Annotated in this window: 26 protein-coding genes and 1 pseudogene; 15 read left to right on the top strand and 12 right to left on the bottom strand. The window is 60.9% G+C overall.

Going from position 1 to position 24,494, the window contains the following annotated elements:
* Positions 1 to 24: 24 nt before the first annotated feature.
* From PFAS1_RS00580 to PFAS1_RS00560, 5 genes and pseudogenes are all read right to left on the bottom strand, one after another.
* A complete protein-coding gene (locus tag PFAS1_RS00580; protein WP_076027827.1) occupies positions 25 to 726 on the bottom strand; it encodes a VIT1/CCC1 transporter family protein in 702 nt (233 codons plus the stop codon).
* Positions 727 to 795: 69 nt separating this feature from the next.
* A pseudogene (locus PFAS1_RS00575) lies at positions 796 to 1,718 on the bottom strand (FAD:protein FMN transferase).
* Positions 1,719 to 1,749: 31 nt separating this feature from the next.
* Complete coding sequence (locus PFAS1_RS00570) at positions 1,750 to 3,930, bottom strand: PepSY domain-containing protein (protein ID WP_076027826.1); 2,181 nt, start codon at positions 3,928 to 3,930, stop codon at positions 1,750 to 1,752.
* Positions 3,931 to 3,955: 25 nt separating this feature from the next.
* Positions 3,956 to 4,426: a DUF2271 domain-containing protein gene (locus PFAS1_RS00565; protein ID WP_074877975.1), complete on the bottom strand. Its 471-nt coding sequence runs from the start codon at positions 4,424 to 4,426 to the stop codon at positions 3,956 to 3,958.
* 92 nt (positions 4,427 to 4,518) lie between these two features.
* A complete protein-coding gene (locus tag PFAS1_RS00560) occupies positions 4,519 to 4,842 on the bottom strand; it encodes a PepSY domain-containing protein (RefSeq protein ID WP_033060166.1) in 324 nt (107 codons plus the stop codon).
* Between the two features lie 132 nt (positions 4,843 to 4,974).
* On the opposite strand from PFAS1_RS00560, the gene PFAS1_RS00555 reads away from it, so the two are divergent.
* Positions 4,975 to 5,634: a response regulator transcription factor gene (locus PFAS1_RS00555; RefSeq protein WP_076027825.1), complete on the top strand. Its 660-nt coding sequence runs from the start codon at positions 4,975 to 4,977 to the stop codon at positions 5,632 to 5,634.
* A complete protein-coding gene (locus tag PFAS1_RS00550; protein ID WP_076027824.1) occupies positions 5,631 to 6,974 on the top strand; it encodes a sensor histidine kinase in 1,344 nt (447 codons plus the stop codon). The genes PFAS1_RS00555 and PFAS1_RS00550 overlap by 4 nt, the downstream gene beginning before the upstream one ends.
* 36 nt (positions 6,975 to 7,010) lie before the next feature.
* Here PFAS1_RS00550 and PFAS1_RS00545 read toward each other — a convergent pair whose 3' ends face one another.
* A complete protein-coding gene (locus PFAS1_RS00545) occupies positions 7,011 to 7,949 on the bottom strand; it encodes a universal stress protein (protein WP_076027823.1) in 939 nt (312 codons plus the stop codon).
* A 55-nt stretch (positions 7,950 to 8,004) separates the two neighbouring features.
* On the opposite strand from PFAS1_RS00545, the gene PFAS1_RS30155 reads away from it, so the two are divergent.
* Entirely contained in the window at positions 8,005 to 8,127 is a 123-nt protein-coding gene (locus tag PFAS1_RS30155; RefSeq protein ID WP_257787313.1) for a hypothetical protein, read from the top strand.
* Between the two features lie 47 nt (positions 8,128 to 8,174).
* Here the strand turns inward: PFAS1_RS30155 and PFAS1_RS00540 are convergent, their stop codons facing one another.
* Positions 8,175 to 8,738, bottom strand: coding sequence for a GNAT family N-acetyltransferase (locus PFAS1_RS00540; RefSeq protein WP_076027822.1), 564 nt, complete (start codon positions 8,736 to 8,738; stop codon positions 8,175 to 8,177).
* A gap of 225 nt (positions 8,739 to 8,963) precedes the next feature.
* On the opposite strand from PFAS1_RS00540, the gene PFAS1_RS00535 reads away from it, so the two are divergent.
* The 3 genes from PFAS1_RS00535 to PFAS1_RS00525 all read left to right on the top strand — a co-directional run bounded on the left by PFAS1_RS00535 (position 8,964) and on the right by PFAS1_RS00525 (position 11,753).
* Positions 8,964 to 9,875 (top strand): universal stress protein, encoded by a 912-nt coding sequence (locus PFAS1_RS00535; RefSeq protein WP_076027821.1) that lies wholly within the window; start codon positions 8,964 to 8,966, stop codon positions 9,873 to 9,875.
* Positions 9,876 to 10,063: 188 nt separating this feature from the next.
* Positions 10,064 to 10,948 carry a universal stress protein gene (locus PFAS1_RS00530; protein ID WP_076027820.1) on the top strand — a complete coding sequence of 295 codons (885 nt, stop codon included), beginning with the start codon at positions 10,064 to 10,066 and terminating at the stop codon, positions 10,946 to 10,948.
* A gap of 103 nt (positions 10,949 to 11,051) precedes the next feature.
* A complete protein-coding gene (locus PFAS1_RS00525) occupies positions 11,052 to 11,753 on the top strand; it encodes a phosphoribosyltransferase (RefSeq protein ID WP_076027819.1) in 702 nt (233 codons plus the stop codon).
* Positions 11,754 to 11,805: 52 nt separating this feature from the next.
* Here PFAS1_RS00525 and PFAS1_RS00520 read toward each other — a convergent pair whose 3' ends face one another.
* Entirely contained in the window at positions 11,806 to 13,173 is a 1,368-nt protein-coding gene (locus tag PFAS1_RS00520) for an erythromycin esterase family protein (protein ID WP_076027818.1), read from the bottom strand.
* A gap of 359 nt (positions 13,174 to 13,532) precedes the next feature.
* Here PFAS1_RS00520 and PFAS1_RS00510 point away from each other — a divergent pair, with 359 nt between their 5' ends.
* Complete coding sequence (locus PFAS1_RS00510) at positions 13,533 to 14,102, top strand: YceI family protein (RefSeq protein WP_076027816.1); 570 nt, start codon at positions 13,533 to 13,535, stop codon at positions 14,100 to 14,102.
* An 822-nt stretch (positions 14,103 to 14,924) separates the two neighbouring features.
* Positions 14,925 to 15,647 (top strand): GNAT family N-acetyltransferase, encoded by a 723-nt coding sequence (locus PFAS1_RS00505; RefSeq protein WP_076027815.1) that lies wholly within the window; start codon positions 14,925 to 14,927, stop codon positions 15,645 to 15,647.
* A 276-nt stretch (positions 15,648 to 15,923) separates the two neighbouring features.
* On the opposite strand, the gene PFAS1_RS00500 is transcribed toward PFAS1_RS00505, so the two are convergent.
* Positions 15,924 to 16,580 (bottom strand): TetR/AcrR family transcriptional regulator, encoded by a 657-nt coding sequence (locus tag PFAS1_RS00500; protein ID WP_076027814.1) that lies wholly within the window; start codon positions 16,578 to 16,580, stop codon positions 15,924 to 15,926.
* An 86-nt stretch (positions 16,581 to 16,666) separates the two neighbouring features.
* Between PFAS1_RS00500 and PFAS1_RS00495 the strand changes: the two genes are divergently transcribed.
* On the top strand, positions 16,667 to 17,317 hold the full coding sequence (locus PFAS1_RS00495; protein WP_076027813.1) for an NAD(P)H-dependent oxidoreductase: 651 nt from the start codon (positions 16,667 to 16,669) through the stop codon (positions 17,315 to 17,317).
* On the opposite strand, the gene PFAS1_RS00490 is transcribed toward PFAS1_RS00495, so the two are convergent.
* Entirely contained in the window at positions 17,274 to 18,395 is a 1,122-nt protein-coding gene (locus PFAS1_RS00490) for a DmpA family aminopeptidase (RefSeq protein ID WP_076027812.1), read from the bottom strand. The two genes, PFAS1_RS00495 and PFAS1_RS00490, sit on opposite strands and share 44 nt — an antisense overlap.
* Positions 18,396 to 18,594: 199 nt before the next feature.
* Positions 18,595 to 19,698 carry a polyamine ABC transporter substrate-binding protein gene (locus PFAS1_RS00485; protein WP_074877948.1) on the bottom strand — a complete coding sequence of 368 codons (1,104 nt, stop codon included), beginning with the start codon at positions 19,696 to 19,698 and terminating at the stop codon, positions 18,595 to 18,597.
* Positions 19,699 to 19,809: 111 nt separating this feature from the next.
* Here PFAS1_RS00485 and PFAS1_RS00480 point away from each other — a divergent pair, with 111 nt between their 5' ends.
* Complete coding sequence (locus PFAS1_RS00480) at positions 19,810 to 20,586, top strand: helix-turn-helix transcriptional regulator (protein WP_076027811.1); 777 nt, start codon at positions 19,810 to 19,812, stop codon at positions 20,584 to 20,586.
* On the opposite strand, the gene PFAS1_RS00475 is transcribed toward PFAS1_RS00480, so the two are convergent.
* Entirely contained in the window at positions 20,570 to 21,511 is a 942-nt protein-coding gene (locus tag PFAS1_RS00475) for a class I SAM-dependent methyltransferase (RefSeq protein ID WP_076027810.1), read from the bottom strand. The two genes, PFAS1_RS00480 and PFAS1_RS00475, sit on opposite strands and share 17 nt — an antisense overlap.
* A 202-nt stretch (positions 21,512 to 21,713) precedes the next feature.
* Between PFAS1_RS00475 and PFAS1_RS00470 the strand changes: the two genes are divergently transcribed.
* The 5 genes from PFAS1_RS00470 to PFAS1_RS00450 all read left to right on the top strand — a co-directional run bounded on the left by PFAS1_RS00470 (position 21,714) and on the right by PFAS1_RS00450 (position 24,432).
* Positions 21,714 to 22,334: a cytochrome b/b6 domain-containing protein gene (locus PFAS1_RS00470; protein ID WP_076027809.1), complete on the top strand. Its 621-nt coding sequence runs from the start codon at positions 21,714 to 21,716 to the stop codon at positions 22,332 to 22,334.
* Positions 22,331 to 23,116 carry a molybdopterin-dependent oxidoreductase gene (locus tag PFAS1_RS00465; RefSeq protein WP_076027808.1) on the top strand — a complete coding sequence of 262 codons (786 nt, stop codon included), beginning with the start codon at positions 22,331 to 22,333 and terminating at the stop codon, positions 23,114 to 23,116. The genes PFAS1_RS00470 and PFAS1_RS00465 overlap by 4 nt, the downstream gene beginning before the upstream one ends.
* A 68-nt stretch (positions 23,117 to 23,184) precedes the next feature.
* The gene (locus PFAS1_RS00460; protein ID WP_076027807.1) at positions 23,185 to 23,466 is read left to right on the top strand and encodes a pentapeptide MXKDX repeat protein; all 282 of its coding nucleotides are present in this window, start codon (positions 23,185 to 23,187) and stop codon (positions 23,464 to 23,466) included.
* 180 nt (positions 23,467 to 23,646) lie between these two features.
* Complete coding sequence (locus PFAS1_RS00455; RefSeq protein WP_076027806.1) at positions 23,647 to 24,054, top strand: response regulator; 408 nt, start codon at positions 23,647 to 23,649, stop codon at positions 24,052 to 24,054.
* A 165-nt stretch (positions 24,055 to 24,219) separates the two neighbouring features.
* Entirely contained in the window at positions 24,220 to 24,432 is a 213-nt protein-coding gene (locus tag PFAS1_RS00450; protein WP_074877933.1) for a DUF1059 domain-containing protein, read from the top strand.
* Positions 24,433 to 24,494: the final 62 nt, after the last annotated feature.

Below are 24,494 nucleotides of genomic sequence, written 5' to 3'. Positions count from 1 at the left end.
ACGGCGCCCTTTGAGGACGCCCCGCTAGACCACTGCGCCAAACAAGTGCCCCACCAGCGCCGTAATCCCCATGGCCAGAGCCCCCCAGAAAGTCACCCGCCAGGCGCCGGTCAGAACCTTGGCCCCGCCTGCCTTGGCGGCAATGGCGCCCAATGTCCCAAGAAACACCAATGACATGACCGATATCCAGGGCCCGACGCGGTGCTGCGGCGCGAAAAAAGTCACGGCCAGAGGCAACGCGGCACCCACCACGAAACTGGCGGCGGAGGCCAGGGCGGCCTGCAAGGGTTTGGCGGTGAGGGTGGCGCTGATGCCCAACTCGTCCCGGGCGTGAGAGCCCAATGCGTCATGGGCCATCAATTGATCGGCCACTTGATGCGCCAGTTCGGGTGATACGCCGCGATGCATGTAGATGTTGGCGAGTTCGATGTGTTCGGCTTTCGGGTCGCTCGCCAGTTCTGCCCGTTCGCGGGACAGATCGGCCCGCTCGGTATCGGCCTGGGAGTGCACGGAAATGTACTCGCCAGCGGCCATGGACATGGCACCGGCCATCAGCCCCGCCATACCGGTGACCAGCAACGTGGCGTGGCTGGCGTTGGCGGCCGCGACGCCGATCAGCAGGCTGGCGGTAGAGACAATCCCGTCGTTGGCGCCCAGGACAGCGGCGCGGAGCCAGCCGATACGATCGCTTCGGTGTGCCTCGGTGTGCCTGTGCATGAATTTCATTGTTTAACGGGACTCCCTGTCATTGGGCGGTTCAAGTAGGACGGGTTCCAAGCGGTCCGGCAATCGGCGTCAGCGGGTTTCAATCTGCGCCTGCAACTGGCCGCCGACAATGGATATTTCTTTGAACTGTTCACCCTCGCGCAGCACGAACAACGCATCCATCCCGCGCTCCTGAGCCAGACGCGGGCCCTCGGTTTCGCCCAGGACCATCAGCGCCGTGGCCCAGGCATCGGCGAGCATGCACGAGGCCGCCACCACGGTGACGGCGGCGAGCGGGTTGCACAGCGGCGCGCCGGTCGCCGGGTTCATGGTATGAGCATAGGACTGACCGGCCACGTCCACCCAATGTCGATAGTCCCCGGAGGTCGCGATAGCGGCATCGCCAAGTTCCATCACGCCCATGACTTCCCGCACGCCCCGGTTGGGCTTTTCCAGGGCCACGACCCAGCACTGGCCGTCAGGTTTGACGCCCCGGGCGCGCATCTCGCCATCGATGCCGACCAAGTAGCGGGTGATGCCCAAACCCTCCAGGCAACGAGCCAGTTCATCCACGCCAAAACCTTTGGCGATGCCACTCAAATCAAGGTTCAGCGGCACGCGCTTGCGCACCTGATTGCGTTGCGGGTCAACCACCAACGCGGCGCTGGCCAACAGCCGGGCGTGGGACGCAATCGTGCCAATCGCCTGCTCTGTGACCGTCTGCTCCCCGGGGCCGAACCCCCAGGCGTTGACCAGATCACCGACAGCGATGTCGAAGGCGCCGCCGGATTGCTGACTGACACGCAACGCAGCAGACAGCACCGTGGCCAGTTCCTTGGGCACGGCCACCCATTCCTGCTCGGGGCGGCGTTGAGGCGGTTGAGGTCCGAGTCGGGTTTCCAGGTGGACATTTGCTGGTCCACCCGGGCCACGGCGTGCGCCAGGCGATAGCCAACGTCGTCGGTATCGATCCCGGCCCCGGCATAAAACAGGGCGGTGTAGCGGGTGCCCATGGTTTCGCCGTTCAGGCTATAGCGCTGCAACTCAGTAGACGTCTTCACGGTAGCGTCCTTGTGCCTTGAGCGTCAGCACACTCAGGTTCAGAGGTGCCAACACTTCATCGAGGGCCTGCATCACGCCTTTGGCCATTTCGCGGCTGCCGCACACCAGCACCTGGGCACCTTTTTCAATCAGTCGGCGCAAGGCCAGGGCATCGCCGATCAGCCGGTCTTGTACGTAGCTGCGGTCCTGAACCTGAGAGAAGGCGGCGCGCAGTGCCGTGAGGCGTCGGTCCGACAGGTATTGGTTGAGCTCCGGTTCATAGAGGAAATCCGAGTCAGGGTTGCGCCCGCCCCAATACAGGTGCATCGGGTGTCGGGCCTTGTTGTTGCGGATAAAACCGGCCAAGGGACCGATGCCGGTACCGGCGCCGATCAGGATCACCGGGTGCGTGCCCGATGCCGGGCGAAATTGCGGGTTGGGCTGGATAAAGGCTTCGATTTGCGCGCCGATGTTCAGGCCATGAAGGAATTCCGAGCACATGCCGCCGTTGTGTTTACGCACACAGATCTCCAGCACGCCATCCTGCGAACCGCTGGCCAGCGAGTAGAAACGCGGGATCGGGCTGCCCGGAGGCAGAATCCCGATCAGGTCGCCGGCCAGAAACTCCGGCAGCTCGCCGCAGGCTTTGAAACGCAGTATGTGGGTCGGCGCATTCACCTGTTCGCCATAGGCAATCCGCTCTGTCAGCTGCAATTGATGGGTACGCGGCTGCTGCGGGGTGTGAACCAGCGTCAGGTCCTGCCCCAACACTTCGCCCAACGCGTGGCCCCAGCGCGCAAACTCCTGAGAGGATTGGCGGTTGATGGTTTCCAGCTCCAGCAATGGCGAGCCACCGGCCTGCAACATTGCGTCCTGCACCTGATGGGCGTACTGACAGAACTGCGCAAACTGGCGGTCGCCAAAGCCCAGCACGGCAAAGGGCAGGCCGGGCTTGAGGCCGGTTTTGCCCAGCCGGGCCAGGAACTGCGAAGCCGAGGCCGGTGCATCGCCGTCGCCATGGGTCGCGGTGAGAATGAACACCCGTTGGGCATTGCGGTAATCGCAGCCCCATTCATTCATCGCCGCGCTATGCACCTGATGGCCGCTTTGGTGCAAGGCTTCATGCAAGGTGTTGGCAAAGCCCCAGGTGCTGTTGTTTTCACTGCCCACCAGAATCACGCTGTCGGCGCAGTGGGCAGGGCTGTTGTGGCGGATGTTCGGGCAGGCCTTGCGGCGGCGCCACCACAACAGGATGCCGGTCACGCTCATCAACGGCACGCAGAGGGCGCAGAGCCCAAGCGGCAGGCCCAGCCACCAGAGGCCTTCGCCGGTGTGCAACTGATAGATCAATTCGTAGAGGTTGTGCATCGAGTCATGGGCTTGATAGGACAACAAGGCGCCACTGGCCTGATCTACGTAGCCGTCGCCTTGGGCCGTGCGCAGCGAAAACACGTCTTTCGGGTTACCGGGACTGGGGTAGACCAGCTCGCGCAGGTCGTTCAGGTCGGTGGCCTGCAAGGCTTGCAGCTTCGCCACCGGCAAGGCCGGGCCGGCGCTGACGTGGGCGGGGAAGGCGGGCTCACTCTGACTGCCGTCGGCGATAAAACCAAAGGTGGTGGCGGACATGTAGAGCCCGCTCAATGCCGACAGCAGCAGCCCGAGCAATGCCAGTCGCCCGACTTCAGCATGCCAGCGCTGGCTGAAGGTGCCGCGCAGTGGCCGCAGCAGGTTGCGCCAGCCACCCAGGCGTCGGGCCAGCAATAGCGCACCGGACACCGACAGCATCAGCATGAACAGCGCGCCGACACCCGACACACCATGGCCCGGCGTACCAAGGAACATCGAGCGGTGCAGCTCTTTCACCCAACGTGAGAACGCGGAGGGCTCGTAAGGGGCGAGGCCTTGGCCGGTCAGTGGGTCGACCTTTTGCGCCCCGGCCTGGCCGTTCTGGTTGTAGTAGACGATCACCGTGCCGGACGCTGTGCGCTGGATCTGCTCCACGCCGGGAAAGTGGCTGGCAACGCGCCCGGCCAGTTGGCCGACGTTGAGTTGTCCGGCAGGAGTGGACGTGCTGTGCAGGCGTTCCAGCGCCGGGTCGACAGACAGGATCACGCCGCTGATGGCCAACAACATGACCAACAGGGCGGCGATCAGGCCAGGTAGGGAATGGAACTGGCGAAGCATGTTCAGCCTCCAGTAATGGCGGGTGCTACAGATCGTAAGTAAAGGAGTCGACGTAGGTACTGCCGGTCGCTGGCTTGCCTGCACCCTTGGACGTCAGGGGTACGCTGACATCGGCGCGGGCGTCACGTTTGTCCTCGACGGCGCTGTCGATGCGGATCTGATACCCCGCATCAATCAGGGTGTCTGCCAGTTCGACGCTGACTTTGAGCGTGCGCCCACTGCCGACACTGGCGCCGCTGACCCCGTCAAACTCGCTCCGGTTCATTCCGCTGCCACGGGCCCAGTCGCCCAGGTGCTTGTAATATTTGGCCTTCTTGCCGGCCACCCAGAGGGTTTTCTGGTATTGGCCATTGGCGTCGGTGACGTAGATCGCCAGGTAGGCATCATTGCCGCCGTAGTCCTTGAGCTGTGTGGTCAAGGTCACTTCACGGGCCTGGGCCAGCCCCGGCAGGGCAATGGCGCCGACGAGGCAGGTTGCTGCGATGATCTTTTTCATGGCGGTGTCCTTTTGATCGTTAGGTCGAGAGCCTGGACCTGCTTGCTGACAGCAACCTGAAGCGCAGGAAAAACTCATCGACAGGTGAGGTGTCATTCGGTGAGCGGGCTGCCGAGGTAGTCCCTGGCATCGCCGTCGTCCCGGAAATGGATCTCGAGTGTGTGCAGGCGCAGCGATGCCGGTGAATAGCTGGCTTCGATGGCATTGCCCTTGCGGTCCAAGCCCTTGAGCTCGTAACAACCGTCGTCGACCTTGATGCGCTGCACGCTCCAGCCGTATTGCCGCTCAACCTGCTGACGCAAGGTTTCGCGCGGTTGCCAGTCGCTCACCGGGTCGCTGCAGTCGTCATCGGCCAGGGCGTAACCGCTGAGCAGCAGACTCAACAGCGCGGCATTGGCAATAAAACCTGATTTCATGATCTGTCTCCTGCCGAGGTCGGCATCTGTGGCATACCCTAAGGTGCATTCCTGACAACCAGCTGAATCTTCAGATTCACGTCAGGTAAGGCGTTTAAGGTGCTGCACGACAACCATCACAGGAGGTGCCAGATGCGGGTTTTATTGGTCGAGGACGCACCCGGGTTGGGGGAGGCGGTGCGCGAGCAGATCGCCGATGACGGCCACGCAGTCGATTGGGTGCAGCGCCTGGACCATGCGCGCAACAGCGTACGCACCACGCCTTACGACCTGATCCTGCTGGACCTGATGCTCCCGGACGGTCGTGGGCTGGATTTTTTGCGACAGCAACGCTCGGCAGGGGATGTGACCCCGGTGATTATCCTGACTGCCCAGGATCAGATTTCCGATCGTATCGCTGGCCTCAACGCGGGCGCCGACGACTACCTGGTCAAGCCGTTCGACCTGTTTGAGCTCTCGGCCCGTGTGGCGGCGGTGGCCCGGCGTTATAGCGGCAACCCCAACCCGCAGATCAAACTCGGTGATTTGCAGATCGACATGAGTGCCCGTACGGTGCAGCGGGCCGGTGCGACGGTGGACCTCACGGCGCGGGAATGGGCGCTGTTCGAGGCGTTTGTGCAGCGCCCCAGCGCGCTGCTGTCCAAGTCGCAGCTGGAAGAACGGCTGTATGCCTTCGGCGCCGAAATCGAGAGCAATACCATTGAGGTCTATATCAGCCGTCTGCGTAAAAAACTCGGGCGCGACCTGATTGAAACCGTGCGGGGCATGGGCTATCGGTTGATGTCCGCATGAAGCCGTCGTCAAGCCTGCAAAAACGTCTCGGCCTGGGATTGACGCTGGGCACGACCTTACTTTGGCTGGCGGCGACCGTCGGCGCCTGGCTGGTGGTGCGACATGAATTGAACGAGGCGTTCGACAGTGCGCTGGAAGAGACCGCGCAGCGCATCCTGCCCCTGGCCGTGCTGGAAATCAGCAACCGGGAAAACCCCCGTGAAACGCAGCATGTCGCCACCCTGAAAATGCACAATGAATACCTGACGTATCTGGTGCGCGATGCCAAGGGTGAGATCCTGATGCAGTCCCACGACGCCAACCCGAAGATCTTCAACAAACAAACGGCCGAAGGCTTTTCAACCACTAAAAAATACCGTCTGTACGGCGCCAGTGCGCTGCGTGAGACGGTGTTCATCGAAATCGCCGAACCTCTGAAACATCGCCGTGAAGCCGCGCGGGAAGCGTTGCTTGCCTTGTTGTTGCCGTTATTGGCGCTGATTCCCATCAGCCTGTTTGGCACCTGGATGTTTGTGCGCATCAGCTTGCGCAGTGTATTGGCCTATCGTCGTGCCGTGGAGGCTCGCGGCGTGGGTGATCTGTCGCCGATCCACGTGGCGCGACTGCCGGCGGAAATCGCCCCGTTGGCCGAGGCGGTCAATCATCTGCTGGAGCGCTTGCGCAAGGCTTTGGAGGCCGAGCGCAGCTTTACGGCCAACAGCGCCCATGAACTGCGTACGCCGCTGGCCGCGACCCTGGCGCAGATCCAGCGTTTGCGTCACGAAGCGCCTGAAGGCCCGTTGCGGTTACGCGCGGCTAAAATCGAAACCTCGTTGCGCGAACTGACGCGGCTCTCGGAAAAACTCATGCAGTTGGCCAAGGCCGAGGGGGGAGGGCTGTTGTCCGAAACGCCCCAGGACCTCATTCCGTTGTTGGCCCATGTGGTCGATGAGTGGAACCACAACAGTGGGCACCGGATCGAGTTGCACCTGCCAACCCAGACGAGCGTGTACTCGACGATTGATCCGGACGCCTTCGCCATCCTGTTGCGCAACCTGATCGAGAACGCGCTCAAGTATGGCGCCGCGGATCAACCGGTCGAAGTCAGCCTCACCGACCAGGCGCTGCTGCGTGTGGTCAATGGTGGCCCGCCGGTGCCCGAGCCGGTGTTGCAGCGCCTTACCGAGCGCTTTGTGCGGGGCAACAGTGAAACCAGCGGTTCAGGGTTGGGGTTGGCGATTGCCAAAACCATTGTGCAGGGCGTCAACGCGAAAATACGGCTGGTATCGCCGGCGACAGGTCGAACGGATGGATTCGAAGTCTGCGTCGGGTTTGCGCTCGCGTCGACGGTCGAAGGCTGAGGGCGGTGCCGGACAGTGACATTAACGTGCTGAAATTTATGACACTCCCCAATCAGCCAGCTCTTCCGGCGCCACCACCCAGACGCTGCAGGGCATTTTGTACAGCAGGTGTTCCACCGTGCTGCCAATCAGCCGCTCCAGGCCGTTATGGCCGACGCGCCCCATGACAATCACGTCGACGTTATAGGCATCGGCGTAACTGGCCAGAACCTTGGCCGGGTTGCCCATGACCATGTGGCGTCGCTCCGGTGGGATGCCGTTGCGCTCGGCCAAGTCATTGAAGACCTCGCCCTGTGCATCGAACAGGGTCTTGGCGTTGCTAGAGGAGAAGAACGCGGAAGCGTTGTCGAAGCCGAATTCATCGGCGCCGATTGACGACAGGTCATAGGCGTAGAGGACGTCGACTTGTGCGTTGCACGCCGTCGCCAGTTTCACCGCTTCATGCAGGATGCGGTCATTAAGGCCTTTGTATTGACCGTCGCGATGGAAGGGGTCGACTGCCGCGACGATCCGGCGCGGCAAGGCATGCTGTACATGGCTGACAAAATGCAGCGGTACCGGGCATTCGCGCAGCAAGTGGATGTCCAGGGGCGTAAACATCATCCGCGACAGCCGCGACGAGGGTTCCAGCGCTTTGATCAGCACGGCCATCGGCTGCTCTTTGAGGTGGATCAGGATTTCCTGCAAGGGGCGTTCAACCCAGACCACTTCCGTGGTGACGGTCACGCCGATTTTGCGCAACGGGCGAGCCTGTTCTTCCAGCCACTGACGATGGCGCTCGACATACCCCAGGCGCATCTGCTCCAAGGCCTGTTCATTGACCATGCCGGCGGTCGCCAAGCCTTCCAGGTAATCGAAGGCCACGATGTGCAGCGCTGCATCTTCAGCCTTGGCCAGCGCGGCGGCGCGGTCGAAAGCAGGGCTGTTTTCCATCAGGGGCGAAGCGACCAGCATGAAACGTGATTGCTCGGACATGACACTCTCCTTTAAATCAAACGCTGGCCCGAATGGCCTTGGATGTGGGTACTTGATGCCGATGCTGCCGCTGGCCGGGATTTGCGGTTTGATCTGCATCAAACCGGCGTGTGACGGCGCGGGCTGCCCGACGTGTGGTCACCCGGTTTGGCTGGCGCTGACGTTGGGCGCGCATTAGTGGGCACCCCGCGATGAACCGTTGGCCGGAACATCACGGGGTGTTTTTTACAGGGACAGACGATGGATGACCTGACAACTGTCATCGGGATCGTTGTGTGTCTCGAAACCCAGGGCTTTGGCCAGGTCGCGCATCGGCGCGTTGCTGGAGGCATCCACCGAATACATCTGGCGAAAACCGTTCTTGCGGGCGGCCTTGATCAGATGCTCCATCAGTACCGTGCCCAGCCCCAGGTGCTTCCATTCATCGGCGACCGTTACGGCGCATTCACATTCGTGTTCGCCGGTGGCGGCGTAGCGGCTGACGCCGATCTCGATCAGTTGGCCGTTTTCATGAACCAGCGCGATGTAGGCCAGGCGCTGTTGGTTGTCGGTGTCCATCAACTGGTTGAGCATGGCGGTGCCGGGTTCGTTGATCCGCGCGAGAAAGCGCATATGCCGGGACTCGGGGGACAGGCGTTTGATAAAGGCGTATTCACGTTCGCGGTCTTTTTCCGCCAGCGGCCGGATCAATACATGGCGGCCATCCTTGAGCGCTTCAATCCAGTATTGTCCGGTCACTGCCGCGTAGGCAGCTGCAGCCCGATCATTGTGGTCTTTGACAGTGAGCATGGGGTGATCCTCCGTCCGGTTTGAAAGGCTGGCGCGCGGTGTTCAACCACGCGGTTCATTCCTTTTTACCCCGCCTGCGGCGCTTGAATCTGATCTGGATCAGGGAGTCGTGACACCAGGCACTCATTTGCTCGTGTTTGATGTAAATCAACCCGGGGCAGGGGGCAACGGGCGCAGTCTTGGATTTGCCGGCGCTTGAGGGCCGGTGTCGAGCCGAGGTGTGTGATGGGGCAATATCAACGTTTGTTGCTGATCGCCGATCAAACCCTGCACCAGTCTCCAGCCATGCTCCGTGCCGTCGCGCTGGCCAAGGCGAGCGGGGCTGCGCTGGACGTGCGGGCCTTTGTCGAACCGGTGCCGATCGTGCATTTGTGGGAAGAGAAAACCGACGACGCAGGCTATCAACGCTATTTGCGCCGCTATCGCCGCTGGGTGGCCGACGAGATCGAGCAGCTCAGCGGTCAGGGGCTGGAGGTGACGGTCGAAGTGGTCTTCACGACCCATCCACTGCCCGACATCTTGAAGGCTCTCGAAGAGCTCAAGCCCGACCTGTTGATCAAGGATGTCACGCTGGAACCGGTACTCAGGCGAGTGTTCATCACCCCGCTCGATTGCCACTTGCTGCGCGAATGCCCGGTCCCCGTGCACCTGGTCAATCAGACCCGTTACAGCCTGCCGCACCGGGTCGTCGCCGCGGTGGACCCGCTCGACCCCTCGACCCAGATCAGTGGCCTGAACGACACCATCATCCAGACCGCCAACGCATTGGCGCTGCAATGCGATGCGCCGCTGCACCTGCTTTATGCCTATGACCTGTCGCCCGCTTTCAATGGTGATGCCCCGCTGATCAGCGGTGGCTGGGGGGCGGATTTCGTTGAGGAGCTGCGCCAATCCTTGCACCTGGCGTTTGTCACCCTGGCGGATCGATACGGTGTGCCGCCGGAGCGACGGCATTTCGTCATGGGCCTGCCGGTGCCGGTGATCAGTGAGTTTGTCGAGCAATACCTGGCGGATGTGGTGGTGATGGGCACCGTGCACCGCGTGGGTGTAGACCGGTTGATCGGCAGCAACACCGAGCGGGCGTTGTACTCGGTGCCGGGCAGCATTCTGGCGGTCAGGTCGAACGTCAAGGGGTGAGCGCGATCACGCCGTTTCGACGGGTGTCTATGCTTTATACAGGTGTTTGATGTAGATCAACGCCAGGGGAATGCTGGAGGAGGAATCTGGATTTAATGCCGGTGCTCGATCCTGCGGGATCAACCACTGGCCTCGGCAACGGTCGATGGGCAGCGAGCGCCGAAGACCCACCCCACTGGAGGCAGATCATGAGCCAGTATCAACGGTTGTTACTGATCATCAACCCGGCCCTGCGCCATTCCCAGGCAATAAACCATGCCGCCGCGCTGGCCATGACCTGCGGTGCAAGTTTGCATATCGCCGCCTTGATCCCATCGTTGGATATGTTGTCGCTGCTCGAATCTGGCGATCGGGAAAGTGCTCGAGAGCGCTATCGGCAGGATCATGAGGACTGGCTCAAGGCGCAGGCAAAAAGTCTGCGCAGCGGGGGCATCGACACCACCGCTGAGGTGGCATGGGCCGATGATATGCGCGAAGCCATTCTTGATCACGTCATGGAAATGCAGCCTGACCTGTTGATCAAGGAGGTTCAGCATGAATCAGCGCTTAAACGCGCTTTTTTCACGCCTCTGGATTGGCATTTGCTACGTCATTGTCCGATACCGCTTTATCTGTTGGGCGGCGGCGGTTACGTGTTGCCACGCAAGGTCGTCGCAGCGGTGGAAGTGTCGGATGCTGCGTCTTGCGACGACGAACTGAATGACCGGATCATCCAGCAAGCGTGCGGCCTCGCCTTGCAGTGTGATGCCGAGTTGCATTTGCTGTACGCCTGCAATGTTTCGGCCGCGTTCTTGGCGGACATGGGCGGTTTGACCCTGGCTGACCTCACGAAAGCGCTGCGCAAAGACCTGGAAAAATCATTCCTGAAGTTGGCCGGTCGATTCGGTGTGCCCTCTGATCGGCGACATTTCATCGAGGGACATCCCGTTAAGGTCCTGAGCGAGTTCGCCAACGCCCATCAAGTGGATGTGATTGTGATGGGCAGAGTCCAGTCCCATGGGGTGGGCAAGCTTCTGGGCAGCACGACCGAACATATTCTGTATCAGGTGCCTTGCAGCATTTTGGCGGTCTAGAGGGCCTTCAGGCTGAACTTGATGTCAGCCCCGTCAGATCGACACTTCGCAAGTGACCCTGTGATGCGAACCGACAGGTGTGATCGCCTGAGGAGGTTTTCAAATGAGTCCCTCATCGCCCACCATCCTGCAGGACCGGGCCGCTGCCGGTCGACGGCTGATAGAACCGTTGCGCCAATACGCCCATCGCCCCGATGTCATCGTTCTCGCCTTGCCCCGTGGCGGTGTGCCGGTGGCCTATGAAGTGGCCGCGGCACTGGACGTTCGTCTGGACCTGATGCTGGTGCGCAAACTGGGTGTTCCGTCTCATCAAGAGTTTGCCATGGGCGCCATCGCCAGCGGCGGCATACAAATCCTCAATGAACAGGCGCTGCGGGTTCACCCGATTGATCCGGCCACGTTCGATGAAGTGGTCGCACGGGAAACCCGCGAGCTGTTACGCCGCGAGAAGGTTTACCGGGGAACGCGCGCGCCTGTGCAACTCAAGGATCAGGTGGTGATCCTGATCGACGACGGCCTGGCGACAGGCGCCTCGATGATGGCGGCAATCCATGCGGTACGTGCGCAGGCGCCGTCGCGTATCGTCGTCGCTGTGCCGGTGGCGCCGATCGAGACGGCGGAGGCGTTGCGCAGTGAGGTGGATGAGCTGATATGCCCGATCATTCCCGACTGGCTGATGTCGATCGGCCATTGGTACATGGACTTTACCCAGACCTCGGATGCCGAGGTCATCAAGCTGTTGCAGCGGGCCTGGCAGCGAGAATCCGCCAGCGACGCCACAGCTCAGGGGCGTTCCGATACGTGAGCCCAGGTCGCGAAAGCGAAAACGCACTGCCTGACAGGTGATACTCCCGGTGTTACACACCAAACGGGAAGGTGTCGTCTTCGGGCTCCAGTTCCTGGCTTTTCGGCAGCGCCAGTGCCGTCACCGCACGGGTCTGTTCAATCCAGACCATTGCATCAAACTGTTCGGCCAGCACCGCTTCGAAGTAATGACTGCTGCGCTCGCTGTCGGGGCGGTAGATCACCCCGATAGCCCGCTCCAGCAAAGGTTTGGACAAGGCTCGAAGCAGGTCTTTTCGCTGCGGATCTCGCCAGTCGGTCAATGAAGCCGGGACACCGGCCTTGAGGAACTGATGCTCCCAGCTGTCTGGACGAGAGGGCCGGATGTCCTTGATGTGCATCTCGCCATCCCAGTCATCGGCGGCTGCTACCTGGCCGCGGTCGGTGCTCATGCCGATCAGCACGACATGGCGGCCATACGCGTTGCGGCACAGTTGACCGATATTGAACTGACCTTTCCAGCCCATTTCCGTGGCCGCCGCATTGCCGATATGGGAGTTGTGGGCCCACACCACCGCTTTGGCTTTTGGGCCGCGATGTTCCAGCAGGGCCTGTAAGGTGTCGAACATGTGGCGGTCACGCAGGTTCCAGGAGGCGGTCGAACCTCGATAAATCGCTCGATAGTATTGCTCCGCCGCCCGCACGACCCGGGCGTTTTGCGCCGCATTGAAGAACGCTTCGTCGGATTGGACAAGCCCGGCCAGTTGTTCGGCCAGCATGACATTGAGCTGGTCGACCACGGCCTGCTCGCAGGGCATCAGGCCGTCGCGTTCGACAAAGTGGCCATACAACGCAGGATCATCCTGCCAAGGGGTCAAGCAGCCATAACGACGCCTTGCTTCGTGTGCCAGGTGCGGGTCAGTCCTTTCCAGATAACTCAGCACCTCATGAATGGAGTTTCGCAAACTGTAAACGTCCAGACCGCGAAACTCGATGCGAGATTCAGGAGCTTGCTGATGGTTGTACCGATGGAGCCAATGGGCGAACGCTCTCACATCGGTGTTGCGCCACATCCAGGTCGGAAACCGGCTGAAGATATGCCGTTTCCAGGCCGAGGGCACCAGCCCCCGCACATATCGGTCGACATGACCTGCGTCTGGCCAGTCGGCTTCAACCGCCACGATATTGAAGCCGTGCTGCTCGATCAGTCGTTGGGTGATCGCAGCCCGGGCTCGATAAAAGTCGCAAGTGCCATGGCTGGCTTCACCGATCATCACCACCTGCGCATCAGCGTAGCGGTCGAACATTTCACCATAGGTTTTGGCCTCCAGATCCGGCAGTGGCTCGGCGTATTGACGCAGCAGCGGGGCGATGGCGGCCTCGTCAATGTGGCTGTGTGAGCCATAAAGGGTGTCTGGTATGTCTTGGGAAGTGGTGTTCATGGACGTCATCCCCATAAGGGTGGATTGCCCAATGCGCAGTGCGTCGGCTTTGATCGGCACGACTGAGCGGTCTGTGTCTTATTTGAGTCAGAAACAGGAGGAAAATTCTTCGTCGGTGACCCGTCTCGACGGCTCAAGAGGGATGCGTGGTCTCCAGCCAATCTTCAAACCGGGTCGCTCCGACGGTGGGGTTATTGCTGGGCGGGAGGGAGTTGTCATCGATTGGGGCGCCGGCCGACAGGTGGTCGGAAGTGTGAGCGGCAGGTGGAATTAACGGTGTTTGTTTGCTTTAGTCCACCTATCGCTGGCTCACGTGTGCGGCGCCTCAGCTCAAGACGGGAGCCCAACCGGAGAGTCCCATGAAACACCGCTTCCCGACCTGCGCCGTGCTGGTGGCCGCCCTTGCATTCGGCGCGTTGCCTTGTGTCCAGGCGGTCGAATACACCCAGGTCAATGAAACCGCCAGCACGATTTCCTTCACCTATAAACAGTTCTCTTCGCGGGTATACGGCACCTTCCGCAAGTTCGAGGCCACGCTTGATTTCGACACGGCGAACCCATCGGCAGGCCGGGCGGCGCTCACCATCCAGCTCGACAGCATCGACGCCGGAAGCAGCGACGCCAACAGCGAATTGCAAAAACCAGCCTGGTTCAACACGGCAACGTATCCAGTGGCGACGTTTGAATCGACCGGCGTGAAAGTCCTGGGCGACAACCGTTACTCGATCACCGGCAAACTCACGCTCAGGGGGATCACCCGTGAAGTGGAGGTGCCGGTGCTTTTGAAGGCCGAGAACGCCATCGGGATTTTCGACGGCCAGTTAACGCTCAAGCGCAGTGATTTCAAAGTCGGCGAAGGTGAATGGGCCAACGGTGTTGTCTCCGACAAGATCAATATCCGTTTTCGCATGGTTGCGCCGGAGCAGTAACACAGTCGTCGCGAGTCATGAGGCTGGCGCATCAGTGGCGGGCGACGATCGTTCCCACGCTCCCGCGTGGGAATGCCGCAACGGACGCTCTGCGTTCGGCTCCGGAAGGGACGCGGAGCGTCCCGGGCTGCATTCCCACGCAGAGCGTGGGAACGATCATTATCCGTTTTCGCATGGTTGCGCCGGAGCAGTAACACGGTCGTCGCGAGTCATGAGGTTGGCGCATCAGTGGCAGTCGACGATCGTTCCCACGCTCCCGCGTGGGAATGCCTCGACGGACGCTCTGCGTTCGGCTCCGGAAGGGACGCGGAGCGTCCCGGGCTGCATTCCCACGCGGAGCGTGGGAACGATCATTATCCGTTTTCGCATGGTTGCGCCGGAGCAGTAACACGGTCGTCGCGAGTCATGAGGCTGGCACATCAGTGGCAGGCGACGATCGTTCCCACGCTCCCGCGTGGGAATGCCGCAACGGACGCTCTGCGTTCGGCTCCGGAAGGGACGCGGAGCGTCCCGGGCTGCATTCCCACGCAGAGCGTGGGAACGATCATTATCCGTTTTCGCATGGTTGCGCCGGAGCAGTAACACGGTCGTCGCGAGTCATGAGGTTGGCGCATCAGTGGCGGGCGACGATCGTTCCCACGCTCCCGCGTGGGAATGCCGCAACGGACGCTTTGCGTTCGGCTCTGGAAGGGACGCGGAGCGTCCCGGGCTGCATTCCCACGCAGAGCGTGGGCGTTACACCACCTTCGGCCACGTCAGCACGTTATGATAGGCACGCCCGCGAACACACTCTTCACGTCCGCCCCAGAGTCAGAGCCACGAATGCCCCAGATCACCCATTTCAAAACCCCGTGCCCCGAGCACATCAATAGCCAGGTCCTGCAGATGGTGGTCGATTACCTGACCGACATCAGCATGGTCGCTATCGCGCCGAGCAATCTGTTGTACAACGTTTACCAGTACGCGATCGGCTACGAGGTTCACCTCTATCTGGAGGCGTTGAACGGGGCAAAAGGGATTGCGGTGGAGTTGCTCGTCGCGACCGACGAAGACGACCCCGAGAAGGTCGTCGGCTTCCTGCTGTACCTGCCGGTCAAGGACGATCCCGATGCATGCGGTGTTGCGTACATGGCGGTGAGTGCCAGCCATCGGCGCCAAGGTATTGCCCGGCGGATGCTGCAGGAAATGGTCGGCCGTTACCCGCATGCTGAGCTGACGTGCGCGGTGGCCAAGGTTCCGTATTTTGAGGCAATGGGGTTTCAGGTGGTGGGCGTGCGCGCGACTCAAGTGCTGATGAACACCCGCGACCACGGCACCGATGGCTTGATGGCCGTGCTGGACGTGGCGCCGATCTACAGCTCGCTGGAGGTGCGGCAGATTCATACGTACCTGCTGCAAAAACACGGCAAGCGCGCGATGCTCGATGCGGAGAAACAGCGTGACCGGCATCTGGACCAGATGACGCGCAAGGCCAATGAATTTGTTCGGGAGCGGCTGGGTGAAGGTGCAGTACCAGCCCCGTCCCCTAGACTGCGATTGGTCTAGTCGCTTCGACTCAACGCAAAAAAAGCCCTTGGTGCGAACAGCGTGCCAAGGGCTTTTTCTTGTCTGGAAATCGTGCAGATAAAAAAGAGCCTCAAAGCTCTTTGATGGGGAGGAAGTAGAGCCCTCGAGGCTCAAGATGCGCATGAAACAAGTGGCGAGCTTGGTAGGGGTTCATTTCACTCACCACTTACGCAACGGCTTGAGTCAACAAGCGGCTGCGTAGATTTATCGTAGAAAGTTGGCGGTTGGCGCTCAAGTACCGCTAGTCGAATCCCTCTATTCGGCGTCAGTTTCCGCAATGTTTCCGGGGTCGCCACGGGCACTTCTTGCGACCATGGCGGTGATGGTTTCGTACAGTTCGTCCTGCGCCTGCACGGCAGTGATCTCTCCATTTGCCGCGGCATGGGACAAGGCTTCCGCTGCACCGAGCATCGCCCGCAATCCCGCTGCCTTGATCTCACCCGCGCCAGCGAAAGGGGCGAGGGCAGTCCGGCACTTATTCAGGAAAATCGCCTCGTACTCGCGCTTGATCTTTTCCAGTTCCGGGGAGCTGGCCAGTGCCGCGATGACGCCGGGGATCTCGTTGCCCTGAAGCAGCACGCAGTCGACGTATGACGAAGCGATCACCCTGGCGGTGCCCGGTAGAGTCGGTTCGCTACTTTGAAGTGCAGCATCCATCAGCGCTGTCTGCCGGGCATCGAAGTCTTGGTAGAGCGCCGCCAACAGCCCGGAGCGCGTGGTGAAGTGATCGTACACCACCGGTTTGGTGATCCCGGCTTGCTCGGCAAGTCGCCCCAATGTCAGCGCGTCTGTGCCTTCTTCGCGAACGAGTTGCCAGGCGACGTCCAGCAACTGGCGTTGGCGATCCTCCCGGGACATTCGTCGTCGTGGTTGTGGCGTGGAATCTTGCGCGTCTGTTTCGGTGGTTGACATGCCTATGTACCAAAAGTAACTTGCTGATCGTAACTTACCAAGAGTATATAAGGTCCGCCATGTGCTCTCAATCAGGAGTTTCCAGCATGCACGCGCTTATCGTTGTGGCTCATCACGATCCTCGTTCGCTTACCCATAGCCTGGTTGCGCAAGTCGCTCAAGGCATCGCCCAGGACGATCCGGGCCATACCTTTGAAATCGCCGACCTCTCGGCTGAAGAGTTCGATCCAAGGTTCAGCGGCGCTGATCTGGCGGTGCATCACCGGGAAGCGCCGCCCCCTGCTGATGTGATTGCCGAGCAAGCGCGGATAGACCGCGCCGATGCGGTGGTGCTGGTTTATCCGGTCTACTGGTGGTCGATGCCGGCGCTGCTCAAGGGCTGGATTGATCGGGTGTTCGCCAACGGTTGGGCGTTCGATTTCACTGCCGATGCCAAGCTGGAGAAGAAGCTTGGCCACCTGCGGGTTCACCTGATCGGTGTCGGCGGTGCCGACGCGGCCACCTACGCCCGGCACGGGTATGCCGAGGCCATGAAGACGCAGATCGACCATGGGATTTTTGATTATTGCGGTGCTCAGGTGGTGACGTCCGAGCTGCTGCTCGAATCGGAAATCCAGGACCCGACGGTGCACCTGGACGCCGCGAAAAACCTCGGTCGCGAGCTCTTTGCAGCCTCCAGATGCCTTAATCCTGTCAGGCCTGCTCACCCGGCCAGCCCGCCCGACGCAAGGCGTTGAGCAGCGTCCCGGCATCCAGACCCGGTACCGCATGGCCGTTGCCTTCGGCGGTGTCCGAGGCCAGCAAGGCATTGATGATCGCTTCCTCCACGGCTTCGGTGGCAGCCAGGAACAACTCGCTGATGTGGTCGTTGTTGACCATGCTCAGGTTGTCGGTGGTCGGCGCACGCTTGTTCTCGTAAGCGGCCGGCGGCACGTGCTGGTTGCCGGTGGCGAAGGCGATGAAGATGTCGCCGCTGTGGTCTTCATTACCACCGCCCGTGCGGGCCAGGCCGAGGCTGGCGCGTTGCGCGAGGCGCGTGCACTGGTGCGGCAGCAACGGCGCGTCGGTGGCCAGGCAGACGACAATCGAGCCCATGCCCGGATGCGGCAAGGACGCCTTGAGGAACGGCGAGTCGGCCTTTTCCATGTAACGCCCGACCGGGTAGCCATCGACGCGCAGTTCGTTGCGGATGCCATGGTTGGCCTGGACGATGGCGCCGACGGTCCAGCCGCCCTGAGCACTGTTCAGACGCCGCGAAGCGGTGCCGATCCCGCCCTTGAATTCATGGCAGATCATGCCGCTGCCACCGCCGACGGCACCTTCGATCACCGGACCACCCACCGCCGTGCGAAGGGCTTCGGCCACATGTTCAGGCTTCACGTGGAAACCGTTGATGTCGTTGAGCAGGCCGTCGAAGGTCTCCAGCACCACTGGCATGTTCCAGTAGAGACGCCCGTCATCCGGTTGCTGTTCACGGTCCAGCACAACCAGCGCATCGCGCACCACACCGAGGCTGTGGGTGTTGGTGAAGGCGATCGGGCTGGTCAAGAGGCCTGCTTCGCGAATCCATTCAATACCGGTCGCATCACCGTTGCCATTAAGCACATGGACGCCGGCAAAGCACGGTTGCAGGCTGGTGGAACCGGCACGCGGTTCGATCACGGTGACGCCGGTCAGGATGTCGCGGCCGTTCGCGGTGCGTCCTCGCACATTGCTGTGGCCGACCCGGACGCCGGGCACATCGGTGATGGCGTTGAGTGGGCCGGGTTGCAGTTGGCCGAACTGGATGTTCAGGTCGCGGGCACGTGGTTTCATCGTTTTTTCTCATCTTCGTTTTATTGAATAAAGCGACTGACCTATGTCGATCAATTGCAGTCAGCGCGGTCCTGTGGCGAGGGAGCTTGCTCCCGTTGGGCTGCGTAGCAGGCCCAGGATCTTCGTAAAGAACGCCGATTTTGTGAGTGCTGCGCACTCAAGCGGGAGCAAGCTCCCTCGCCACAGGACAGCGTTGGGTTCACTGACCGTTTTTGACTTTGCTCCAGATCCTTGTGCGCACGCGCTCGGTGGCGGGCGGCAGAGGCTGAAGGGTGAATAACGTGGCCATGGCTTCGGCAGACGGATACACGGCCGGATTGTTGCGGGTCGCTTCGGCCACCAGTGGCGTCGCGCTGCGGTTGCCATTGGGGTAGGAGAGGTGATCACTGACCGGCGCGATGACTTCAGGGCGCATCAGGTAGTCGATGAAAGCCAAACCCTGTTCCGGGTGCGGCGCGTCCTTGAGCAACACCAGCGTGTCGAACCACACCGGCGCACCTTCCTTCGGCAGGCTGTAGGCGATCTTCACGCCATTCTTCGCCTGTTCGGCAGTGGTCTTGGCTTCCAGCATCGCGCCGGACCAACCCACCGCCACGCAGATGTTGCCGTTGGCCAGGTCGCTGATGAACTTGGACGAGTTGAAGTAAGCAATGTGCGGACGCAGCTTGAGCAGCAGTGCCTCGGCCTTTTTGTAGTCTTCGGGGTTGGTGCTGTTGGGTGGCAGGCCGAGGTAGTGCAGGGCGACCGGCAGCATCTCGGCCGGCGAGTCGAGCATGGCCACGCCACACTCGCCGAGCTTGGCCAGATTCGCTTCGTTGAACACCAGGTCCCAGGAATCCACCGGCGCCTTGTCGCCCAGCGCGGCGCGGACCTTGTCGATGTTGTAGCCGATGCCGTTGGTGCCCCACAGATACGGCACGGCGTACTGGTTGCCCGGATCGTTCTTGGCCAGTTTCGCCAACAAGTCAGCGTCCATGTTTTTGAAATCGGGCATCTGCGCGTGGGGCAGAGGTGCCAGGGCGCCGGCCTTGATCAGGGTCGGCAAACTGAAGTTGCTGGCCACCACCACGTCGTATCCGCTGCGGCTGGTGAGCAATTTGCCCTCCAGCACTTCGGCACTGTCGAAGGTGTCGTAGACCGGAACAATCCCGGTGTCACGCTTGAAATCCTGCAGGGTCGTGGGGCCAATGTAGTCATACCAGTTGTAGACGTGAACCGTCGGGCCGTCGGCGGCAACCGCCGATAGCGAGACCGACAGACAGGTGCCCAGTCCAAGATTGATATACGAGCGGTGACGACTCATGATGCGGCACTCCTGGCCTGCTGCAGGCCGGTGATGATCAGGTGCTTGCAGCGTATCGACCGGGAGTGGACTCACCCATTCCCATCATGGGTTACTCGAAAGGGGTAGGGCGTGGACGCGTTGTTGAAAGAGTTACCGGTGCACCAGGGGCTGGCGCGGGTCTTTGGTGCCGTGGGGCAGGACGGGTTCTGGCGTGCGCTGGTCGATACGCTGCGGCTGCTGGTGCCGATGGACAACGCGTTGGTCGCGGTAATGCGGGCCGGGCGGGTGCCGCGTCTGCTGATCGATTTCGACTCGAAGGGCGGTGCTGCCGAGCATGAAGACCTGACGGACTACAGCGCCGGCATGTACTTGCTCGATCCGTTTTATCAGGCCGCTTGTGCCGGCATCGCCGACGGCTTGCACAGCCTCGATTCGGTGGCTCCCGACCAGTTTCAGCAGAGCGAGTACTACCTGAGCTACTTCCGCAGTGTGGTGGGCGGCGACGAGTTGCAGTTCATGGTCAACGTCGAGGGCGCCGTACTCGGTTTGTCGTTGGGACGCTCGACCCGATTCACGCTTGAAGAGCAGGGCCGCCTGCTTTGCGTGCGCGATTGGGTGCTGGCGGCGATGCGCCGTCACCTGCAACTGATGCCCCCGGAAGGACCGGCCACCGAGGCGGTGGCCGGGGATCTGGCGACCCTGCTGGATCGTTTCGACGCGCGTCTGTCGGTGCGGGAAATCGAAACGGCGCGCCTGATTCTCCAGGGCTTCTCAAGCAAGGCGATCGCCCAGCAGATGGGCATTTCCCCGGAAACGGTGAAGGTGCACCGGCGCAATCTCTATCACAAGCTCAATGTGAATGGGCATGGTGAGTTGTTTGCCCTGGTGCTCAATACTCCAGCCTGAACACCAACGCCTTCAACCCGCATTCAACATCGGCATCGGGAAATTCCGGCGGGTTGTCCAGCCTTTGCTCGAACCGCAGGCTCGGTGCTTCGCGGGTGACGCCGTCGATGAGGAAGTCCGCACCAAACGCCGGATCGTTCATGCACGCCAGTACCGTACCCTGCGGGCTGAGCAGTTCCGGCAGTCGGCGCAGCACGCGCTGGTAGTCCTTGGTCAGCAGGAAACTGCCTTTCTGAAACGACGGCGGGTCGATGATCACCAGGTCGTAAGGGCCCTTGCCGATCACCTTGCCCCAGGATTTGAACAGGTCATGACCGAGGAACGTCACCTTGCTCAGGTCGTGGCCGTTGAGCCGGTGATTGTCGCGGCCACGGCTCAGGGCCGGGCTGGACATGTCCAGATTGACCACGTGCGTCGCCCCCCCTTCGATGGCCGCTACCGAGAATCCGCAGGTGTAGGCGAACAGATTCAGCACGCGCTTGCCCTGGGCATTGGCCCGCACCCAGTCGCGGCCGTAACGCATATCGAGGAACAGCCCCGTGTTCTGCTTGCGGCCCAGGTCCACTCGATAATGCAGGCCGCCCTCGGTGATCGTCATCTCGTCGATCGCGTCCCCCAACAGCCACTCGGTGGTGCTTTGCAGCAGGTAGCGATGTTGCAGCAAGAGGGTATGCGCGCCGGATTGCGTCCACGCAGGCGATTGCGTGAGGTCCATCATTTTGTGTTTCAACGCTTGCAGCTGCGACGCTTCGGGCTCCTTGAACAGCGACACCAGCACCACGCCCTGCAACCAGTCGACCGTCAATTGCTCCAGCCCCGGCCAGCACCGGCCCCGGCCGTGGAACAGCCGGCGGGTTTCGGCGGGGGCGGTGGCCAGGGCTGTCAGCAAGTGGTCGTGGAGGGTGGAAAGGGCGTCAGCGTTCATCGGGCAGGGCCAGCAATTTGTGGGGGCGGCATTTTAACCACAATTGAGCCAAGGGCGGACCACGCAAAAAAACTGTGGGAGCAGGCTCACTCCCACAGGTTATAGGTGGGCAGTTATCACGTTTAATTTAACTTTACGTGAGGATTTGGCGATCTGTCGGCTCGCATAATCGGCTCCAACGATCAACCGCCGGGAGCCCATCATGTCGCAGTTACCTGCTACACCCACGGTCAGCAGCCATCCCCGCTGGCTACGGCTGACCCATTGGCTGAACGCCCTGGCGGTGCTGGTCATGGTCACCAGCGGTTGGCGAATCTATAACGCCTCCCCGCTGTACGACTTCAGTTTTCCCAAAGAAATCACCTTGGGTGGATGGCTCGCTGGCGCGTTGCAATGGCATTTCGCGGCGATGTGGCTTCTGGCCGTCAACGGTCTTGTCTACCTGATCATCAACCTCGTCAGTGGTCGTCTGAAACGGCGCTTTTTCCCGGTTTCGCCCAAAGGGGTTTTGCATGACTTGTGGGCGGCATTGCGTGGTCGATTGGGGCATGCCGACCTGAGTCATTACAACCAGGTGCAACGGGTGGCGTACCTGTTCGTGATGGTCGACATCACGCTGTTGGTGATCTCCGGGCTGGTGTTGTGGAAATCCGTCCAGTTTCCGCTGTTGCGTGAACTGCTGGGTGGCTACGAAAGCGCGCGGCACGTGCACTTCATCGCGATGGCGCTGTTGGTGGCCTTTGTCGCGGTTCATCTGGTGATGGTCGCGCTGGTTCCCAAAACGTTGTGGGCCATGATTGTCGGTCGCAAGGAGGTGGTATGAAAATGCGCATTCAAGGCTCAGGGCTGGACGAGTCGTCCATCCTGACGGATGCCAGAAAGATCCTCGCACCGCAGATCGAGGACCGCTCACGACGCTCGTTCCTGATGCGTGGCCTGACACTCGGCGGCGTGGCCATGTTGTCCGGCTGCAACCTCACCGACAACGAGAGCGTCGAAACCGCGTTGTCCTCCATATCCCGGTTCAACGATCGGGTGCAGGGCTGGTTGTTCAACCCCAATACCCTGGCACCGACTTATCCCGAGTCAATGATCACCCGGCCGTTTCCGTTCAATGCCTTCTACGGCATCGACGAGGCGCCGACGGTGGAGGAAGAGAGTTATCGACTGGAAGTGACCGGCATGGTCGCCGACAAGCGCAGCTGGCGCCTGGAAGAACTGCGCGCCATGGCGCAGACCGAACAGATTACCCGACACATCTGCGTCGAAGGCTGGAGCGCGATCGGGCGCTGGGGTGGCGTACGGTTCAGCGACTTCCTGAGACGGATCGGTGCCGACACGGATGCCAAATATGTCGGCTTCAAATGCGCGGACGACTACTACACCAGCATCGACATGGCCACCGCACTGCATTCGCAAACCTTGCTGGCGCTGACCTATGACGGCGCGGTGCTGCCGCGCGAATACGGCTTCCCGATGAAGCTGCGCATGCCCACCAAGCTGGGCTACAAAAACCCCAAACATATTCAGGCGCTTTTCGTCACCAACACTTATCCGGGTGGCTACTGGGAAGACCAGGGCTACAACTGGTTTGCTGGTAGCTGATGGCGCCTGGCCACTTCACTGCGCAGCACCCGCTGCGCTTCGCAACCTGTGCTTCAAGGAGTTTCATCATGAAAAAGTTAGCGACCACCGTACTGTCCATGTGCCTGGCGTTTGGCGCCGCCAGCGTGTTTGCAGCTGATGCAGCAACCAGTAACAGCATGAGCAACGACAGCATGAGCAAGGGCTCAATGTCCAAAGACGCGATGCACAAAGACACGATGAAAAAGGACGCCATGTCGAAGGATTCCATGAGCAAGGACGCGATGAAGAAAGACGCCATGTCCAAGGACGGAATGAAAAAGGATGCGATGTCCAAGGACAGCATGAAAAAAGACGCATCGTCGTACTGATCCGCACACCCCTGGTCGAGACCAGAACCTGGTTGGCAGGCGCCCTGCAGCGCTGTATGCGCCTGATTTCGCCTCCCGGTTGTATCAAAAATGAATTTCCGCGAAGTCCGCTGCTCATACCTGATAGGTAGCGGATTTGAGCCCGCGAAATCATTGATACGATCAGGGAGTGGCAAAGTCATGTGTCCAGAATCGATGGCAGGTGATCACCTTGCTGGCGGGTTGATTCTCGTGGTTGAGGACGACCCGCTGATCCTGGAATTTCTCTGCGAAATTCTTCAGGAAGAAGGCTTTGTGGTTGAACCGCATATCAGTGCAGACGCTGCATCGGAATATCTGGAATTGCATGCACGACAGGTTAGCTTGTTGCTCACGGACATCACCATGCCAGGCAAGCTCAACGGCGCCGACCTGGCCAATCTGTTTGGCGACCGTTGGCCCGAAAAACCGATCATGATCATGTCCGGTTTTGAAACCCCGGAAAGCTCCGGGGTCAGGCATTCGGTGTCGTTCATCAAGAAACCGTGGGCGCTCGGGCAGTTGCTGGACTGTGTGGAATTTGCCTTGAAGTCGAAAGACACCCTATAGAACCTGAACCACTCCCACCTGTGACGATGGGCCTTGTGGCGGGCCTATACTTCAAGAGTCGGCACACTCGGTGCGACCTGCAATCGTGTTTGATGTCTGGGGTGGCGCGTCGAGTGACCATTCGCGCAGGCCGCGGCCTGCGTTCGTCGCAGGGAGGAGAAGATCATGGCGCGTAAATACATCGACTGCCGCGAGTTTCCAAGTGATGCCAAATGCTCGGTCGCTCTGTGCGCAGACTCTGAAAACGAACTGCTCGAGGCTGCTGCACAGCATGCGGTCAGTGTTCACAAGCACACCGACTCACCGGAACTGCGTGCGCAACTGAAAACAATGTTTCACGACGGCACCCCACCCGTTGAAGCACCGCGCACCGCTTAGCTGGAAAGTCCTCTGCTGGAGTTGCCGAAGGCTCGGGTAGCGTTCGGCAGCTCCTCGCAAAT

Source organism: Pseudomonas frederiksbergensis, assembly GCF_001952935.1.
Classification (GTDB): Bacteria; Pseudomonadota; Gammaproteobacteria; order Pseudomonadales; family Pseudomonadaceae; genus Aquipseudomonas; species Aquipseudomonas frederiksbergensis.
This window is presented reverse-complemented; position numbering and strand designations above follow the sequence as displayed.

What these genes read in the sequence shown, in the direction of transcription:
- PFAS1_RS00540 (WP_076027822.1), bottom strand. Translation starts at nt 8,738, where the DNA reads ATGCTCACTGTCAAAGACCACAATGATCGGGCTGCAGCTGCCTACGCG.
- PFAS1_RS00560 (WP_033060166.1), bottom strand. Translation starts at nt 4,842, where the DNA reads ATGAAATCAGGTTTTATTGCCAATGCCGCGCTGTTGAGTCTGCTGCTC.
- PFAS1_RS00555 (WP_076027825.1), top strand. Translation starts at nt 4,975, where the DNA reads ATGCGGGTTTTATTGGTCGAGGACGCACCCGGGTTGGGGGAGGCGGTG.
- PFAS1_RS00520 (WP_076027818.1), bottom strand. Translation starts at nt 13,173, where the DNA reads ATGAACACCACTTCCCAAGACATACCAGACACCCTTTATGGCTCACAC.
- PFAS1_RS00475 (WP_076027810.1), bottom strand. Translation starts at nt 21,511, where the DNA reads ATGAACGCTGACGCCCTTTCCACCCTCCACGACCACTTGCTGACAGCC.
- PFAS1_RS00505 (WP_076027815.1), top strand. Translation starts at nt 14,925, where the DNA reads ATGCCCCAGATCACCCATTTCAAAACCCCGTGCCCCGAGCACATCAAT.
- PFAS1_RS00455 (WP_076027806.1), top strand. Translation starts at nt 23,647, where the DNA reads ATGTGTCCAGAATCGATGGCAGGTGATCACCTTGCTGGCGGGTTGATT.
- PFAS1_RS00580 (WP_076027827.1), bottom strand. Translation starts at nt 726, where the DNA reads ATGAAATTCATGCACAGGCACACCGAGGCACACCGAAGCGATCGTATC.
- PFAS1_RS00545 (WP_076027823.1), bottom strand. Translation starts at nt 7,949, where the DNA reads ATGTCCGAGCAATCACGTTTCATGCTGGTCGCTTCGCCCCTGATGGAA.
- PFAS1_RS30155 (WP_257787313.1), top strand. Translation starts at nt 8,005, where the DNA reads ATGCCGATGCTGCCGCTGGCCGGGATTTGCGGTTTGATCTGCATCAAA.
- PFAS1_RS00500 (WP_076027814.1), bottom strand. Translation starts at nt 16,580, where the DNA reads ATGTCAACCACCGAAACAGACGCGCAAGATTCCACGCCACAACCACGA.
- PFAS1_RS00525 (WP_076027819.1), top strand. Translation starts at nt 11,052, where the DNA reads ATGAGTCCCTCATCGCCCACCATCCTGCAGGACCGGGCCGCTGCCGGT.
- PFAS1_RS00535 (WP_076027821.1), top strand. Translation starts at nt 8,964, where the DNA reads ATGGGGCAATATCAACGTTTGTTGCTGATCGCCGATCAAACCCTGCAC.
- PFAS1_RS00570 (WP_076027826.1), bottom strand. Translation starts at nt 3,930, where the DNA reads ATGCTTCGCCAGTTCCATTCCCTACCTGGCCTGATCGCCGCCCTGTTG.
- PFAS1_RS00485 (WP_074877948.1), bottom strand. Translation starts at nt 19,698, where the DNA reads ATGAGTCGTCACCGCTCGTATATCAATCTTGGACTGGGCACCTGTCTG.
- PFAS1_RS00460 (WP_076027807.1), top strand. Translation starts at nt 23,185, where the DNA reads ATGAAAAAGTTAGCGACCACCGTACTGTCCATGTGCCTGGCGTTTGGC.
- PFAS1_RS00470 (WP_076027809.1), top strand. Translation starts at nt 21,714, where the DNA reads ATGTCGCAGTTACCTGCTACACCCACGGTCAGCAGCCATCCCCGCTGG.
- PFAS1_RS00490 (WP_076027812.1), bottom strand. Translation starts at nt 18,395, where the DNA reads ATGAAACCACGTGCCCGCGACCTGAACATCCAGTTCGGCCAACTGCAA.
- PFAS1_RS00450 (WP_074877933.1), top strand. Translation starts at nt 24,220, where the DNA reads ATGGCGCGTAAATACATCGACTGCCGCGAGTTTCCAAGTGATGCCAAA.
- PFAS1_RS00465 (WP_076027808.1), top strand. Translation starts at nt 22,331, where the DNA reads ATGAAAATGCGCATTCAAGGCTCAGGGCTGGACGAGTCGTCCATCCTG.
- PFAS1_RS00530 (WP_076027820.1), top strand. Translation starts at nt 10,064, where the DNA reads ATGAGCCAGTATCAACGGTTGTTACTGATCATCAACCCGGCCCTGCGC.
- PFAS1_RS00510 (WP_076027816.1), top strand. Translation starts at nt 13,533, where the DNA reads ATGAAACACCGCTTCCCGACCTGCGCCGTGCTGGTGGCCGCCCTTGCA.
- PFAS1_RS00550 (WP_076027824.1), top strand. Translation starts at nt 5,631, where the DNA reads ATGAAGCCGTCGTCAAGCCTGCAAAAACGTCTCGGCCTGGGATTGACG.
- PFAS1_RS00565 (WP_074877975.1), bottom strand. Translation starts at nt 4,426, where the DNA reads ATGAAAAAGATCATCGCAGCAACCTGCCTCGTCGGCGCCATTGCCCTG.
- PFAS1_RS00495 (WP_076027813.1), top strand. Translation starts at nt 16,667, where the DNA reads ATGCACGCGCTTATCGTTGTGGCTCATCACGATCCTCGTTCGCTTACC.